The 16,963-nt window shown below is 39.5% G+C and carries 15 protein-coding genes; 11 read left to right on the top strand and 4 right to left on the bottom strand.

Annotation, left to right across the window (positions count from 1 at the left end; all coding sequences use genetic code 11):
* The 4 genes from AAV97_RS10850 to AAV97_RS21405 all read left to right on the top strand — a co-directional run bounded on the left by AAV97_RS10850 (position 1) and on the right by AAV97_RS21405 (position 2,991).
* Positions 1-861, top strand: a complete 861-nt coding sequence (locus tag AAV97_RS10850; RefSeq protein ID WP_046760571.1) for a Vmh family MBL fold metallo-hydrolase — start codon at positions 1-3, stop codon at positions 859-861.
* Between the two features lie 397 nt (positions 862-1,258).
* On the top strand, positions 1,259-2,128 hold the full coding sequence (hchA, locus tag AAV97_RS10845) for a glyoxalase III HchA (RefSeq protein WP_046760570.1): 870 nt from the start codon (positions 1,259-1,261) through the stop codon (positions 2,126-2,128).
* A gap of 109 nt (positions 2,129-2,237) precedes the next feature.
* Positions 2,238-2,699, top strand: a complete 462-nt coding sequence (locus AAV97_RS21410; RefSeq protein ID WP_228136539.1) for an autoinducer binding domain-containing protein — start codon at positions 2,238-2,240, stop codon at positions 2,697-2,699.
* A complete protein-coding gene (locus tag AAV97_RS21405) occupies positions 2,617-2,991 on the top strand; it encodes a helix-turn-helix transcriptional regulator (protein WP_228136538.1) in 375 nt (124 codons plus the stop codon). Before AAV97_RS21410 ends, AAV97_RS21405 begins: the two co-directional genes overlap by 83 nt.
* Before the next feature lie 343 nt (positions 2,992-3,334).
* Here AAV97_RS21405 and AAV97_RS10835 read toward each other — a convergent pair whose 3' ends face one another.
* From AAV97_RS10835 to AAV97_RS10825, 3 genes are read right to left on the bottom strand one after another with little or no spacing between them, the layout of a single operon-like run.
* Positions 3,335-6,415, bottom strand: coding sequence for a MexW/MexI family multidrug efflux RND transporter permease subunit (locus AAV97_RS10835; protein ID WP_046760569.1), 3,081 nt, complete (start codon positions 6,413-6,415; stop codon positions 3,335-3,337).
* Positions 6,416-6,427: 12 nt separating this feature from the next.
* Positions 6,428-7,528 (bottom strand): efflux RND transporter periplasmic adaptor subunit, encoded by a 1,101-nt coding sequence (locus AAV97_RS10830; RefSeq protein WP_046760568.1) that lies wholly within the window; start codon positions 7,526-7,528, stop codon positions 6,428-6,430.
* A complete protein-coding gene (locus AAV97_RS10825) occupies positions 7,525-7,953 on the bottom strand; it encodes a DoxX family protein (protein WP_005033315.1) in 429 nt (142 codons plus the stop codon). Before AAV97_RS10825 ends, AAV97_RS10830 begins: the two co-directional genes overlap by 4 nt.
* A 322-nt stretch (positions 7,954-8,275) precedes the next feature.
* Between AAV97_RS10825 and soxR the strand changes: the two genes are divergently transcribed.
* Together soxR and AAV97_RS10815 are read left to right on the top strand one after the other, a co-directional pair.
* Positions 8,276-8,743: a redox-sensitive transcriptional activator SoxR gene (gene soxR / locus AAV97_RS10820; RefSeq protein WP_005033313.1), complete on the top strand. Its 468-nt coding sequence runs from the start codon at positions 8,276-8,278 to the stop codon at positions 8,741-8,743.
* A gap of 190 nt (positions 8,744-8,933) precedes the next feature.
* On the top strand, positions 8,934-9,779 hold the full coding sequence (locus AAV97_RS10815) for a siderophore-interacting protein (protein ID WP_010590936.1): 846 nt from the start codon (positions 8,934-8,936) through the stop codon (positions 9,777-9,779).
* Positions 9,780-9,921: 142 nt separating this feature from the next.
* On the opposite strand, the gene AAV97_RS10810 is transcribed toward AAV97_RS10815, so the two are convergent.
* Positions 9,922-10,530 (bottom strand): TetR/AcrR family transcriptional regulator, encoded by a 609-nt coding sequence (locus AAV97_RS10810; RefSeq protein WP_005033306.1) that lies wholly within the window; start codon positions 10,528-10,530, stop codon positions 9,922-9,924.
* A 206-nt stretch (positions 10,531-10,736) separates the two neighbouring features.
* On the opposite strand from AAV97_RS10810, the gene AAV97_RS10805 reads away from it, so the two are divergent.
* The 5 genes from AAV97_RS10805 to AAV97_RS10785 are packed head-to-tail and all read left to right on the top strand — an operon-like array spanning position 10,737 to position 16,960.
* Entirely contained in the window at positions 10,737-12,542 is a 1,806-nt protein-coding gene (locus AAV97_RS10805) for an ABC transporter ATP-binding protein (RefSeq protein ID WP_046760567.1), read from the top strand.
* Positions 12,536-14,314, top strand: a complete 1,779-nt coding sequence (locus AAV97_RS10800) for an ABC transporter ATP-binding protein (protein WP_046760566.1) — start codon at positions 12,536-12,538, stop codon at positions 14,312-14,314. Before AAV97_RS10805 ends, AAV97_RS10800 begins: the two co-directional genes overlap by 7 nt.
* Complete coding sequence (locus tag AAV97_RS10795) at positions 14,305-15,246, top strand: ABC transporter permease (protein WP_046760565.1); 942 nt, start codon at positions 14,305-14,307, stop codon at positions 15,244-15,246. Before AAV97_RS10800 ends, AAV97_RS10795 begins: the two co-directional genes overlap by 10 nt.
* Positions 15,246-16,193 carry an iron chelate uptake ABC transporter family permease subunit gene (locus tag AAV97_RS10790; RefSeq protein WP_046760564.1) on the top strand — a complete coding sequence of 316 codons (948 nt, stop codon included), beginning with the start codon at positions 15,246-15,248 and terminating at the stop codon, positions 16,191-16,193. Before AAV97_RS10795 ends, AAV97_RS10790 begins: the two co-directional genes overlap by 1 nt.
* A complete protein-coding gene (locus AAV97_RS10785; RefSeq protein WP_046760563.1) occupies positions 16,190-16,960 on the top strand; it encodes an ABC transporter ATP-binding protein in 771 nt (256 codons plus the stop codon). The genes AAV97_RS10790 and AAV97_RS10785 overlap by 4 nt, the downstream gene beginning before the upstream one ends.
* Positions 16,961-16,963: the final 3 nt, after the last annotated feature.

Below are 16,963 nucleotides of genomic sequence, written 5' to 3'. Positions count from 1 at the left end.
ATGAAATTATTTTTAAAATCTATTCTAGTCAGTTCAGTTGCTTTGAGCGCCTCAGCATTTGCGACAGAACTTACCTATAAAGTGTATAACCCTCAAACTCAGGGTATTTTTCCTGTGACTTCGACTCTAATCTCGGGGGAGAAGGATGCAATATTAGTTGATGCACAATTTAGCACGCATGATGCTAAAAACTTGGTCAAGTTGATTCAAGACAGTGGTAAAAATCTTCAATATATTGTGATTACCGCAGGTGATCCAGATTATTACTTTGGTTTAGAACCTTTGGTTCAAGCTTTTCCAAATGCTAAAGTGATCGCTACGCCAGAAGTGGTTAAGCATATTGAAGCCACAAAAGTTGGTAAATTCGCCTATTGGGGACCGATTTTAAAAGATGCTGCACCCACTCAAGTGATTGTTCCGAATGCCACTGAAGCAAAATCAATTGAATTAGAAGGTGAAAAAATTGAAATTAAATCACCTGGCAAATATGCATCTTATCTTTGGGTACCACATAACCGTACCATTCTTGGTGGGGTAGGGGTATCTTCTGGAATTCATTTGTGGACAGCAGATACACAAAGTGAAAAACAACGAGATGCTTGGAAGAAAACACTGAAACAAATGAAGCGTTTAAGCCCAAGTGCTGTTATTCCTGGGCATTATATCGGTGATATTCCAAAGGCAACACAAGCCATTGATTTCACTTACCAATATCTTGTGGATGTCGATAAAGTTTTAAAGGATCATAAAGATTCTGCATCAGTTATCGCTGCATTAAAGGAAAAATATCCAAATTTAGCTGAAGAAAGTTCTTTGGAGTTGAGTTCTAAAGTGCTCACAGGCGAAATGGAATGGAAATAATTTAATCCTTGTTTTGATCATGTAAAAATGATCTATGATTGATACGATATGCGCTTGAAACTTAATCTATTTATTTAGATTAAGTTTCTGGTTTTGTAGCTACTTATTATGATCAAAAAGAATAAAAGAAAAAAATGCTGCGAGTCTAAATTATTCAATTAAATATTAAAAATCAAATATAACAACAGAATTACATTTTTAATTGAATCATGTTTGTCATATTTCATCAGATGAATCAGATACCTATTTTCACTGAATGATATCTGATTTAAATGTACTGCATATTTGTGTTTTAAATTTGTATGTCTAGGGGTTTTCCCTCATTCAAAACGTGTTTTACTCAAGAATATACTCTAGTTCCTAAGCCTAACCACAAAAAGATTTTTTGGAGCGTAACATGACTGAATTAAGTAAACTGCCAACCCCAGATTTAGCTGAAGATAATGCTTTTTTCCCATCCCCATACTCTTTAAGTCAATATACATCTTCAAAAACTGATTACGATGGGACAACTTATCCGACACCGTATACAGGCAATAAAAAAATACTGATGATTGCAACGGATGAGCGTTATATCTTGATGCAAAATGGAAAGTTTTTTTCAACAGGGAATCATCCTGTAGAAATGCTTCTTCCTGTATTTCATTTAGATGCTGCTGGTTTTGAAGTGGAGGTGGCTACACTTTCGGGTAATCCTGTCAAACTTGAAATGTGGGCAATGCCCAATGAAGATCAAGCTGTTTTAGATACTTATCACAAGTATGCTGAAAAACTTAAAAATCCATTGCAGCTTGACGATATTCTTACTGAGGCGATCAGTGAAAATTCGCCTTATGCTGGTATATTTATCCCGGGTGGGCATGGTGTGTTAGCAAAAATTCCAGAAAGTAAAGCGGTAAAACAATTACTAGCGTGGGCGGTAAAACATGATAAGTATGTGATTACCTTATGTCATGGTCCGGCATCATTACTTGCTGCCGCTGTAGATGAAAAGCCTGAAAACTATATTTTTAAAGATTATGAGATTTGTGTTTTTCCAGATTCTTTAGATCAAGGTGCAAATATTGAAATTGGTTATATGCCGGGTGCTTTGCCATGGTTGGTGGGTGAAAACCTAGAAAAATTGGGGGTAAAAATTCTCAATAAAGGTATCACTGGGCAAGTACATAAAGACCGTAAACTCCTGACTGGAGATAGTCCTTTAGCTTCAAATAATCTGGGTAAATTAGCGGCTGAAACTTTACTGGCTGATCCTGAATTGGTTTAAACTTTGAGGAAAGTAGTCTCAGTGGAGACTACTTTTGATGCTAAAAATTTAATTGAAAAGTTTATAATAAATACAAATTTAATGCTGATTTTTAACCAAGAGATTAAAATTGACAAATAATGCGCTACGATTTGCACCACATCAATTGGCTGATCTATTGTTTCAGACAGTGCATCAATTGAAACAGGCGCATCAACTGCAACAGGTTTTTCAGATTCTGGTGAGTTTTGCAGCAACATTAAATTTTGATCGTATTATTGTTTGCAGTGTTTTCCCTCACAATCAAAGTGAATGGGTAGATGAAATTTTCTTTGTTTCAGGACCTTGGTCGAATGTTGAAAATATTGATGAGCGTGAAATCTATTTACGTCGTTGCCCCATCACTCGTCATATTTTTGAATATGATGAACCCTTTTTTTGGACAAAGGCTTTAAATAAAAAAACCGGAAAAGAAAGCTATCGGGTTATTAAAAATACGTCGAATCAAGATGAGCTCAGCGGAATACAAGTCCCTATTTTTTGGTCGAACTGGTTTAGAAGGTGCTTTTTCCTTTGCAGGAAACCTGTCTGATGTCAGTGATGATTTTAAATTAATGCTTCAAATGATATGTCAGCTTGCATTCCGAAAAATTTTATCCTATCGACCTGATACTTCGGTACAGCAGCGTAAATTGACCCAACGAGAAAAAGAAGTACTGAAATGGGCTGCAATCGGACATAAACAGATTGAAATCGCGGAAATCTTAAAAATTTCAGAGCGAACAGTCGAAAATCATTTAAGAAATGTTCGTAAGCGTTTGGGGGTAAAGTCCACAGCACAAGCGATAGCTTCAGCAATGGTCAGCAAAGAAATTGAAATATAGAGACGTTGCTGAGGGGGATTGATTAAATCAAGCGTGGATCATTCAATGTGATAAAACTGCATTCTAATCGATACTATTACTGAAAAATTAGCGTTTGTCTTTTAGATTTCTCACTAGATCGTGATCGTGCTGTGATGAGTTGGGAGGCGACAAAAGTCGCCATCCCAAGCCATTTGTAAAGTCACAACAGTGAACGCTTATTTAACACCAGTTTTTTGCATACCTGAATTATTCCCTATTCAATTATTCACTAGTAAATCATGAATGATTTTAAGGTATCTATTTGACTGATTAAATCATACGAATTGAATCGTTTTTTAATTCATTCCTGAATCAAACTCCATTATTCCGCAGTTTCAAATTGTTTAAGTGCTTTAAAACGACCAGACTCAGCATCTTGGTTATGCCGACGTGCGAGCAGGCTGTATATGGTTGGCAAAACAAATAGGGTGAAGAATGTTCCAATCAGCATGCCACATACAATCACCAGCCCTAAGCCAAAACGGCTATGTGCGCCAGCACCAGTGGCGAACAGTAGAGGGATCAGACCAAACACCATTGCCGCAGTGGTCATGAGAATCGGACGTAAACGAATTTGAGCTGCTTTTAGAATGGCTTCTCGCCGATTTAAACCTTCGTGAACTTGCAGTTCATTGGCAAATTCAACCATCAAAATACCATGTTTACTGATCAAACCAATTAGTGTGACTAAACCAATTTGGGTATAGATATTGACAGTTGCAAGCCCAAACGCCAAAGGAATCAGCGCACCACAAATCGAAAGAGGTACAGTGATCAGAATAATAAAAGGATCCATCAGGCTTTCATATTGAGCAGCCAGCACTAGATAAATGACGATCAATGCCGCTAAAAATGCAAACATTAAACTGTTGCCTTCTTGCATATACTGACGTGCATCTGCTTGCCAGTCATAACTAAAACCTGTTGGTAATTCCACAGCGACCTGTTCAAGAAAAGTCAAAGCTTGACCTAAAGATACACCCTGAGCAGGAATCGCCTGAAAAGTTGCTGAGTTTTGCTGATTAAACTGAGTGAGTTTATTCGGTTCGACCTGTTCACTCAAATGTACCACAGTCGAAAGTGGGATCAGTGAGCCTTGATCTGTACGGACAAATTGTTGGGTTAATGCTTGTGATGTCAAGCGCTGCTGACCAATACTTTGTGGTATTACATCATAAGCACGTCCTTGCATACTGAAACGATTGACGTAATTTTCACCGACTAATGTTGCCAGTGCTTCGCCAATATCTTGCATACGTATCCCTAAGCTATTGGCTTTGGATTGATCAACCTCTATCCGTGTCATGGGATTATTAAAATCTAGATCACTATCGACCACCACGAAAAGCCCACTGTCACGCGCTTTCTGTTTGATGTTCTCCATGGTTTGGTAAAGCGTAGAATAGTCTTGCGAAGTCCTTAATACCATCTGTACCGGTAAGCCTCCAGTAGAGCCGGGCAGCGATGGGTTTTGAAACACGAATATACTGGTACCTTCTACACTGCCGACCTGACTTTGTAGACCTTGTTGAATTTCATCCGCAGAGCGATGACGTTCTTTCCATGAGGAAAGCGTGGTTCCACCGAAACTGGAAGCGGGTCCATCAGTTCCATTAATAATCCATGTTGTACTGGTTTCAGGAAAACGCCAAAAGATTTTATCCAGTTCAAGATTAAAATGTTCAGCATACTTTAGGTTGGCATGTTGTGGCGCTTTAATGGCTGTCAGTACACTAGCTTGATCTTCGAGAGGCGCCAATTCTTTTTGTGGCAATTGATAGAGTAAGGGGAGACTGGCAAAAACACCGATGGCAAAAAGTACAGTGATCCAACGGTGATGCAATGAAAAATCCAATATTTTTCGATAGGTTTGCGTTAACTGTTCAAAAAACCATTCAGCTGCCTTTGCCATTTTTCCTTCTTGCTGTTTAGATTGAAGCAGAAATGAACTCATGACTGGGGATAAGGTGAGGGCGATGATGCCTGAAACTAAAACAGCGCCAGCCAGTGTAAATGCAAACTCTTTAAATAAAGAACCTGTGAGCCCTCCCATTAAACCAATAGGCGCATAGACTGCTGCAAGGGTCATGGTCATTGCAATCACTGGACCTGCAACTTCTCGAGCACCAATCATCGCAGCCGCTATTGGAGATAAGCCTTCTTCGATATGACGATGGACATTTTCCACCACCACAATTGCATCATCCACCACCAGCCCAATCGCAAGGACCATCGCCAAAAGAGTCAACAAGTTAATGCTAAAGCCACAAAGCAACATCAGTCCCAATGCACCAAACATGGACAAAGGTATAGTAATCACTGGAATCAATACACTACGCAAAGAGCCTAAACATAAATAGATCACTGCAATGACAATCAACAGTGCCTCGATAAAAGTGTGTAAAACTTCATCAATCGATGCATCGATAAAGCGTGCTGTTTCGTAGGCCAAATTGACTTTGACACCCGGAGGCAAGGTCTTTTGAATTTCAGGTAGTTTGTCTTTAATGCCTTGAACAATGACCAATGGATTTCCTGTTGGCGTGGCTTGTAATCCGATAAATATCGCAGGCTTTCCATCCATAGATGCACTGGTTTCTGTCGATGCTGCACCTAACTCAACTGTAGCGACATCTTGAAGTCGAATTAAATTCTGTCCGTTATTTTGAATCACCAGATTTTTAAAATCTTGAATACTGATGAGGTTGGTGGAGACATTGACATTGGAAATCACCAACTCACCTTTAACCTGTCCCGGCGCAGCTTGATAATTATTTTGGCGAATGGCGTTAGCAACATCAGCAGCCGTAACCCCTCGACTTGCTAGACGATCTGCATCCAACCAAATTCGCATGGCTAAACGTTGACTGCCATAAGATTGTACTTTGGCAACACCCTCAATGGTGGAGAGCATTGGCTCGACAACTCTGGACAAATAATCACTTAACTCTGGCAATGACAATTGTTCTGTGGAAAATCCAATATAAGCAACATCCGTTGATTCACCTGAGGAACGTTCAATCACAGGATCAAAAGCCTGTTGTGGCAGTTTATAGCGAACCTGATTCACTTTAGCCATAACCTCGGTTAATGCCTGAGTCGAGTCTCGATTTAATTGCATTCTAAGCGTAATGACACTACGTCCTTGGACCGTAGAAGAACTCAAATAATCAATCCCTTCAACTGAAGAGACGGCTTGTGCAATCGGTTGAGTAACAAAACCTTGTAGTAGTTCAGCGGATGCACCGGGGTATTCGGTACTGATACTAATGGTTGAGCTTTCAAGTTGTGGGTATTGACGGATCGGCAGTTTATTTAAGGCAAATAAGCCTGCCAATAAAATTAAGGTACTTACCACCAGCGCAAGTACAGGGCGTTTGACAAAAAGATCGGTAAACTTCATGACATGACCCTCTTAAACTTCAGGTTTTACTGAAGATGTGAGGTGTTCGAGCGTATTCAGCGTAGGCTCAATTTGCATACCATCACTTAATTTTAACTGCCCAGAAACCACAACTTGATCACCTGCTTTTAACCCAGATTTGATTTCAATACGTCCTTGTTGGCGTTCACCCACCTCGACAGTAACGCGTTGTACAGTAATTTTTTGAGCGTCATGTTTGGCAACAAAAACAGTATTGCCATAAGCGGTATAGGTGATTGCGGTTTCAGGGATAACCAAACTTGAGCGTTGAGCTTCTTGAATGCTTAATTTAGCGTACATTCCGGGTCTGAGTTGGCGATCCTGATTATTCACAATCGCTTGTCCTGAAATGGTTCGAGACTTACTTACGATGGGTTCGATGGCATTGACAATCGCGGTGTAGGTTTTTTCAGGATATGCATCAATTTGTAGCTGTACAGATTGTCCCAATTTGAGTTTTGATGCCAGTTGTTCATCCAACGTGAAATTTGCCAGCATTTGTTGTGAATCGACCAGATTGGCAATGCCTGTTCCAGCTTCTAAAAATTGACCTTGATGTACTTGGCGGATGCCCATCACACCTGAAAATGGTGCTCGAATGGATTTTTGTGTAATTGTGGCTTGAAGTTGTTGTATTTCAGCACGTGTCATATCTCGATCAGCCAAGGCACTATCCAATTCCGCACGTGAAATCGCATGGCTATCGATGAGTAGTTGGCTACGTTTATAGGTCATTTCTGCCTGTTTCAGTTTGGCTTGTAAACGACCTAATTCGCTTTGTTCAACATTATTTTTGAGTTGTACCAATAACTGTCCTTGCTGTACATACTGTCCTGATTGGAAATAAATTTTCTCAATCATTCCTCTACTTTCAGAAGAGACTTGAACTTGTCGAATTGCTTCCAATTCACCAATACTGGAAAGTGTTTGTGGCACCGTTTGTTCAGTGACTGTACTTAGGGCAACTTTAACAAGTGGATATTGGGAGGAGGGTGATTCAGTTGCTTTACTAGAGCTGATATAAAAATAACTGCCGCAGCCGATTAACAGTACAATCATGCTCATTGTGAAAATCAGTGTTTTACTTTTCATGCAATGACTCCATGACTACGGAGTTGCTGGCGAAAATGGCTGGCAATGGTAATACTCCAAAGCCCACCGATCACAGCAATATGTTCAATCGCAAAGTAAAACGCAATTGTGGCTTGTAGCCCTGACATTGTCCAAAAAGTATGTACGATAAAAATGGTCAGGAGCAAAAATATAGAAAGCAACAACGAACCTAGCCACATGTGCCGTTCAAATAAAATGCAGTAAGCACCAACCAGTAAAATCAGTGCTGAAGCATAATTGAAAAACCATACAGGTGTTAAACCTGCTGCCTGCATTTCCATATATCCAGCTTCAACATCTATCACTTTACCCAGCCCCGAACTTAAAAATAAAAAGGCGAGGCTACATTTGACAATGACCCACAGCCACTGGCTTTCTAAACTTAATTTAACCAAATAAGGCATAAGAATATTTCCAGAAGAAATTAGACTGAATGATTAAAATTCTTAAAAAAGAATAGCTTGTTGGTGTTGTTTACCACCGTGTCAAGCAGTCTAAAACCTCAAGTTATATTGAGGTCAACGGTTTTTTCAGTATAAAATTGAGCTGTTCTAGGTTGCTTAAGAATAGTTCGATCTCGATGTTTTGAGCTAAATTTGTAGACTAAAGCTGTGGTCTTAAACACCAAAATAATTCTTGAAAGCTTGAGGATGATTGTGAGTAGATCAATTGACAAATCAAGCGGCTTAACCTATAAAACCTCAAGTAATGTTGAGGAATATTGCAATGGAAAAAGACATAAAAATTGATTTTGATCGAATGATGACGGTGGGTGAAGTTGCCAAACGCAGTGGTGTGGCTGTGTCAACCTTACATTTTTATGAATCTAAGGGTTTAATCAAAAGCATTCGAACCAATGGTAATCAACGTCGTTTTCCAGCAATTGTTTTACGTTATATCGGAATTATTAAAGTTGCACAGAAAGTGGGAATTTCTTTGGAGGAGATAAAAACGGCATTGAGTGTTTATCCAATTGGCAGCAAATTAAGTGCGGAGCAATGGTCTGAACTGTCGTCACGTTGGCGCAAAGATTTAGATGAACGAATTCAAAAACTGACACGTTTAAGAGATGAGATGGATTGGTGTATTGGTTGTGGTTGTTTGTCGTTAAAACAATGTCCTTTGCGAAATCCAGAAGATGTACTGGGGCAAGAGGGGTCTGGTCCACGTATTTTAGAGCGTGTTGAACCATAATATTCTATTTGAATTTAAAGAAAGATTTTTCACGTATTATTAAAGGGGGAAATTTGCCTTTTCTATGATTTTGTAAATGATAATCATTATTTATTATGCTATTGTTTTAGACATCGGTTAAAAAAGCTGGTACTTCAACACAGCTAATTTAGATAACGAATTGATAAAATAGAGCCAAAGGTAATAGATTATGAAAACTCAAAACGTTGAATTACTAGAAAAAGAAGATCATATGAGTGGGATGCAACATCACGAAATGACGATTACCTCACTCACTCAACCCTTTGATTCAATCATACGACTACGTGGGAAAATTGAAACGGATCAAATTGAATTGTGGAGTACTGCCAATTTAGCGGTACGGATTGATGTAGAGCAAAGTGTAAATTCGCGACCAATTTCACGTATTTATACCATACGCTCTTTTGACAAGCTCAGCCAAGAAATTGAAATTGATTTAGTGCGTCATTCATCTCCAAGTCCGGCAATGCGATGGCTAAATACACTAAAAATAGGCGCAAAGGTGGCATTGACTGGACCTCGTGTACATACCAACCCAAATTTTGAAACAAGCAAAAAATGTTATATTTTTGCTGATGACACGGGTATTCCTGCTGTATATGCAATGTTGCATCAATGGCCAGAACATGTTCAAGCTGAGATATTTTTGGACACTCACGAAGCTGAACTCTTAAGTGAATTACCTGATATTAAGGGCGTCAATTATCATCTCATTAATCAAACTGGGCTTAAGCAGAATGTTCAAAATCAAGGTTTATTTGAACAGGTGCAACAACTTGAATGTATTGATGAGATGACAATTTGGGCAGCCTGTGAACGTCAGCAAGCTCGCCAAATCCGAGAGTTCTGTCTAAAACAACTCAAAATGGCAAAAGAAGATGTACGTGTATTTGGTTATTGGAAAGCAGGTGTGAGCAGTAGCGTTATCGATGAAGCTCGATTGGAACATTATTCAAAGCTGGTTCAACAAGGGCAGGGTTTAACTGAGTTTGACGATCTTGATGTAAAGATATGATGTAAATGAAATCATGATAGGTTGATGTAGACATGCTATTGCTGCTACCTTCAATCCATCGTGATTTCTTCACAGTTTTGATGCTAAGAAAATTTAACAATTCGTGTGATATGAAATATACATGGAGAAATTATAGATAGCGTTATTTTATATTCAGCATGTGTAATGCGCCGATAATTAATGCTTGCATACTTTGGATGAATTCTGCTTCCATTTCCGCTTCTTCCATTTCTCGATGATCAGCCTTAATCGGGTCTTTGCCTGCCACAGAGTAAATGGTGTCAGCGACAGCAATGCAATGAAAAGCAATCGTTGCATTTAACCATCGTGCCTGTTCTTGAGTAAGTTGATAGGTTTCAGCAACAGCCTGATGATGGTGCTGTATTTTAGTCACCATGGATGGTGTTGATGCCATTCTACGAATTAAATAAGGGGTAAAACCTGGATTTGATTTGACCAATTCACGCAGTGAATGCATAAAAATAATGAGATATTCTTTTAATTCTATTTGATCAGGAGATTTTGGTAGGGGAATCTGCCATCTCAGAAAAATTTCTTCTGCAATTAGATATTTAAGCTCTTCCAGACTGGCAATATGTTTATATAAAGCCATATGGCTAATACCCAACGCAGCGGCAACACCTACAAAAGTAATATTCAATAAACCTATCTCTATACCAGCATTCATGATGCGCTCATGGGTGATTGTACGTGGTCGTCCGCGAGATGATGATTTGGCTAAAGGAGGCATAATTATTCCATACAATTGATTTTTTCATGTTGCCATGTGACGAGAAGTGGGTCAAATCCGTTTACTTTATTTAATTAGTTTACTACAATGCAACTAAATCTATTGATATTAATTCTCATTTGTATTTATGGATAGGTTTGCTGTCATTTTCTTAAAAACATCAGAAATTGGCGGAACGTGAATAATCAAAACAGGTTTTTTATGTTATGTGTGCAAGTGATGTAAATGAAATTCAGCCTAGACCTATTAACCCACTCAGCTTTGTTCTGAAACCCATACGGCTCCATTTATTTTTAGCTTCGTTGATTGCTACTTTGGGTTCAATGCTGACTTTAGTGCCACTCATCGGCATTGCCTATTTCGTCAAAGTTTTGTTTCTTGGTCACAGTGCCATAGAGATGTCTAACGTCGATTTATCTGATGCCTTATGGATATTGTTAGGCTGTTTGGGAAGTTTATTGTTGGGGATGTTATTGATCACCCTCAGTGAATTCATTGCACATTTAGCAGACCATAAAATCACTGGGATATTACAAAAAGATATTACTCAGCATCTTACTCAACTGCCTTTAGGATGGTTTACACAACGAAGTTCTGGGGAAGTAAAACAAGTTATTCAAGATGATATGGGGCAGCTTCATAGTTTGACTGCGCATTTTTATCCAGCTGTTGGACGAGCGCTAGGTATTATTATTATTGCTGTTATCTTTCTATTTTATATCGATTGGCGAATGGCAGTTCTGTCACTGCTCCCATTCGTAGGTTTTGTGTTTTTTTTGCGCAAAGCCATGCATGCAAGTGAGCAGAATATCCAAGATTTTGCTGTTCAAATGGGGCAGATTAATAGTGCTGCTGTTGAATTTACCCGTGCAATTCCGATCGTAAAAACTTTCGCCCAAAGTGGACAAGCTTCGGTGGGTTATCAGCAGGCTGTTCGTACTTTTGCACACGCATTTAAAGTGTTTACTCGCCCGTTGGTTAAATCTATGGCGCATGCACATGCCATGATTTCACCGATCACGATATTGGGTGTGGTCATGCTGAGTGGCGCAATTTTCATATATCTAGGGTGGTTAAATCCCATCGATTTATTGGCTTTTGTCTTGATTGCTCCGGCAATCTGTGCCCCCGTTTTATTATTGCATACCCTATTGCATGATTTGCAAGCTAGCGATGCTGCAGCACAACGAATATTGGCATTGTTAGAAAAACCGATATTAAAGGTCTCTCCAACAACACAATCACTTGTACTCGAAGATCAGACAGTCTGTTTTCATCAGGTGAGCTATGCCTATGATCAAACGCATGAGGTGTTATCTCAACTAGATTTTTCGCTGCAACCTGGAACCTTTACAGCCATCGTGGGTCCATCAGGAGCAGGAAAATCAACCATAGCGCAATTGATCTTACGTTTTTTTGACCCAAGCCAAGGTCATATTACATTGGGCGGAGTCGATTTGCGCAATATTCAGCCAAATATGTTGTATCAGCAAATAGGGTTTGTGTTGCAAGACACACAACTGATTCATGCCAGTCTCTATGACAATATTGCTTTAGGACGATCTAATGCAACCCAGCAGGAGGTTGAACAAGCAGCAAAAGCAGCCAATATTCATGATCGTATTATGCGTTTACCCAAACAATACCAAACCATGATCGGTGATGAGATTCAACTTTCTGGTGGTGAACGCCAACGGATCAGTATAGCTAGAGCAATTCTACTCGATCCACCCATTCTTATTCTCGATGAAGCGACAGCAGCAGCGGATATCGAAAATGAAATGGCTATCCAAAATGCACTGTCCAATTTTGTTCAACATCGAACTCTTTTAGTGATCGCACATCGCTTGGAGACCATTATGCATGCAGACCGTATCTTGGTGCTCGATCAAGGGAAAATCATTGAGCAGGGTACGCACAAGCAACTTTTAAACCATCAAGGCTTATATGCCCAATTGTGGTCACATCTCGACAAACATACCCAACAATCAACTGGAGAAACCCTATGCTGAAAACATTTTCTCAACTGTTGGGTGACGATGTTTCTATTTTTCATCGTTATCTTGGGATTGCTCTGGTATATGGTCTAATTTGTGGTTTGAGCATTTTGCTACTGGGATTGATTTTGTCACAGTTAATCCTTGGTAATATTCAACAAATTGGACTTTGGTTGAGTCTATTGTTTGCTGGAATTGTGTTGTGTTGGTGCTTACGCCGTGTTGTTGAAGAAATGGGAATCAAGGTTGGAATTGCACTTTTAGAACATGCTCGTTTAAGTCTAGGTCAGCATGTTGCGAGCCTACCTGTCGGTTGGTTTAATCCTCAAAATACAGCAAAATTTAATCATCTGGTGACACAAGGCATGATGTCTGTTGCACAGCTTCCAGCACATGTTTTTACCCCTTTAATTTCTGGGGTGATTACACCATTGGTGATTATTGTCGGTTTACTGTTTATATATGGCATTTTAGGATTAATTGCGTTGTTGGCAATTCCATTAATTGTCGTCGTGTTCTGGTTCAGTTCAAGAATTGCAAAATATGCAGATGAAACTTATCAGCAGCGTTTTGCTGAAACCAGTCAGCGTGTTGTGGAGTTTGCACAGGCACAATCTGTTTTTCGTGCTTTTAATGCTGAAGGAAATAGCCAGCGATTTCTTGATCAAGCAATTGATCAACAACGTCAAGCCAGCTTTAAACTGATTTTACTGTCATCGTTATCCTCAGTAATGAATACATGGGCAATTCAAGCTGTTTTTGTCCTGCTAATTTTTGCTATGTTTATGCTCGTGAATCAGCAAATGACAGGGCATTTTCTCAGTCAGGATATGCTAAGTATCGCCATATCGTTGTTATTTATCAGCCGCTTTATTGATGCATTATTAGAAGTCGCAAGTTATAGCGAAGTGTTGCGCAGTGCAGACAGTCAGTTACAGGAAATGCGAGATATTTTAAATATCCAAGTATTCACAGAAGGCAAAAAAACACAACAGCTTGTAGATGCTTCAATTGAGTTTAAAGATGTCGATTTTCAATATACACAAGATGGGCAAAAAATATTACAAGACCTGAGCTTATTCATTCCTTCAGGAACGATGACGGCATTGATCGGGGCATCGGGTTCAGGAAAAACCACGTTGGTCAAATTGATCGCCCGTTTTTTTGATGCCAATCAAGGTCAAGTTTTGATTGGTGGGGTTGATGTTAAACAACTGCCTGATCAACAGCTTAGCCAACAGATCAGTCAAATTTTTCAAGATAATTATTTATTTGCTGGCACGATTGCAGAAAACATTCGAATTGGTCAGCCCAATGCAACAGATGCAGATATTCTAAAAGTTGCTGAAAAAGTGGGGATTTCAGAAATGATTGCTCGTCTACCAGAAGGTCTTGAGACCAAGACAGGTGAGGGGGGCGCTCGACTTTCAGGCGGAGAGCGACAACGCATTGCGATTGCTAGGGCGCTGATTAAAGATGCACCAATTTTATTGGTGGACGAAGCAACTGCTGCCTTGGATGCAGAAAATCAAGCAATTATTGCTGAGGTGTTAAACGATTTACGTGGGAAAAAAACCATATTGGTGATTGCCCATCAGCTTTCAACCATTGCAACAGCCGATCATATTGTCGTATTAGATAATGGACAGATAATTGAACAAGGAACACCTTCACAACTGTGCTTAAGTGGTGGTTATTATGCCAAATATTTAAAACAGAGTCAGAACGTTAAGGGATGGAAAATTAGCAAAAAAATACAGGCTGAGGCAACTTCAAAATGCCTTTAGCTTTATTTTTTGTTTTCTGTGTGCTTTGTATTAGTTCACTTTTGCTTGGTGCACAACAACTTGATTTTAATGGCTTGTTATCCATGTCGAGTGAAGCATGGTTGACTCTGACTGCAAGCCGTATTCCTCGTTTGATTGCCATTATTTTGACTGGTATTGGCTTATCTGTATGTGGTGTGATTTTACAACATATTGTCCGTAACCGTTTCGTCGAACCTGGAACCACGGGTGGTTTAGATGCAGCAAAACTTGGGATATTGGTGTCACTCACGCTCATTCCAGCAGCAAGTACATTGAGTAAAATGCTATTTGCAATGCTTTTCTGTCTGATTGCCAGTTTGCTTTACATTGTGATTATTCGCCAAATTCGCTTTAAGAACACCGTATTAGTCCCTGTGATTGGATTAATGTATGGCGGTATATTGACTGCCCTGGCGGAATTTTATGCCTATCAAAATAATATCATGCAGAGTATGCAAACTTGGCTGATGGGAGATTTTTCTCGTGTAATCCAAGGGCACTATGAAATTATTTATTTTATTTTACCCATCATCCTACTGACCTATATTTTTGCACATCGTTTCACTGTACTGGGTATGGGCGAAGACATGGCATCAAGCTTGGGGCTAAATTATGCCACGATGACTGCAATCGGCTTATTGCTTGTAGCAGTTACAGTTTCAGCAACAGTGATTACAGTTGGAGCAATTCCATTTGTAGGGTTGGTGATCCCCAATCTGGTGGCTTTGAAGTATGGTGAGAATTTAGCAAAAACTTTACCCATCGTTGCTTTGGCTGGTGCTTCATTACTTCTACTCTGCGATATTGTTGGGCGTTCTATCCTTTATCCATTTGAAGTTCCTATCGGTCTCACCGCAGGTGGAGCAGGAGGAGTGATCTTCTTGCTCTTGATACTGAGAGGGCTGCGCTAATGAATATAAACAAGCTCGGCACAATGCTATGTGCAACCGTTGCTCTTGCAATTGTTTTTATATTCTTCGGTTCCCACTTTGATATGGATTATGTCATTCCTCAGCGCCTATTTAGACTTGCTGCGATTGTATTGGGCGGAATTTGTGTGGCATGTACCTCTATCATTTTTCAGACTCTTGTGGGCAATCGTGTCTTAACACCCGCCATCATGGGCTATGAAGCGGTTTATTTACTCTGGCAAGCCCTATTGTTATTTATTTTTGGTACTCAAGGGGTGTTATGGCTTGGCATAACTGCTCAGTTTTTTATGGGTATTTTTCTGATGTTGTTCTATTCATGGGCACTTCATCTATTTTTATTATCGCGCATACACAAAGATATTTTTCAGCTTTTGCTATTTGGTTTGGTCTTTACCATGGTGCTTGGCACTGTCACTCAATTTATTCAATTAAAAATTAGTCCGGGTGAATTTTCAGTTTTTCAAGGATTAAGTTATGCATCATTTAACCGTGTTCAGTCAGAAACCCTGATCTTTGCTGTGATTATGATTGTCTATGTTTTATGGCGAGTGCTGAATACTTTACCAATTTTGGACGTATTAAGTTTAGGGCGTGAACAAGCAATATCACTAGGCGTTGATCATCATCACTATGTCAAATTTTATTTGGCTTTGATTGCCGTTTTGGTGGCAGTTTCAACCAGTTTAATTGGTCCTACAGCATTTATGGGCGTGTTTATTGCCAATATCGCTTATGCCATTGCAAAAAGTTATCAGCATAAATTTACTCTAGCGATAGGGTGTCTGGTTGCAGTCGCAATTTTTCTGATCGCTCAAATCCTTGTTGAACATGTATTTAATTATAAAACGACAGTCAGTATTTTGATCAATTTGGTGTGCGGTATTTATTTTCTCATATTAGTGGTCCGTACTCGAGGTGTGACATGATCAGTGTTCGTAATATCTATAAATCCTATGGTGTCAAAAATATACTCTCTGAAGTGACCATTGATTTTCCTGAAAAAAAGTTAACTTCCTTGATTAGTCCCAATGGTGCAGGTAAATCGACGCTATTGATGATGATGGCAAATTTGTCTCAACCAGATCAGGGGGAGATTTTATTCAATACTCAAAATATTCGGGAGATACACCTCGCGGAATATGCCAAGAATGTGGCAACCCTCAGACAGACACCAGGGATGAATTTGCGGATGACCGTGAAAGAGCTGATAGCTTTTGGGCGCTTTCCTTATAGTCGTGGTTCATTGACTTCATATGATCATCATGTGATTGATGAAGCAATCGAATTTCTAGATTTAGATGCTTTGAGTGACAGTTATCTCGATGAACTCAGTGGTGGTCAGCGTCAAATGGCATTTTTGGCAATGACCATTGCACAGCAAACTGAGGTGCTGTTATTGGATGAACCTCTCAACAATCTCGATATGAAACATGCTGTTCATATTATGCAGGCCTTACGTCGATTGTGTGATGAACAGGGGCGAACCGTGATTTTAGTGATTCACGATATCAACTTCGCTGCAAATTATTCAGATCATATTGTCGCCTTGAAAAACAATACGGTTTATTTGAGTGGACCAACTCAAAGGGTGATTACTGCGGCACAGTTAAGTGACCTGTACGAGCTAAATTTTGACATTAGCTATAGTGAGCATGGCTATATGTGTAACTACTTCAACTCATCAGGAGCTTGAATC

It is taken from the genome of Acinetobacter sp. Ag2 (assembly GCF_001005515.1).
Classification (GTDB): Bacteria; Pseudomonadota; Gammaproteobacteria; order Pseudomonadales; family Moraxellaceae; genus Acinetobacter; species Acinetobacter bereziniae.
This window is presented reverse-complemented; position numbering and strand designations above follow the sequence as displayed.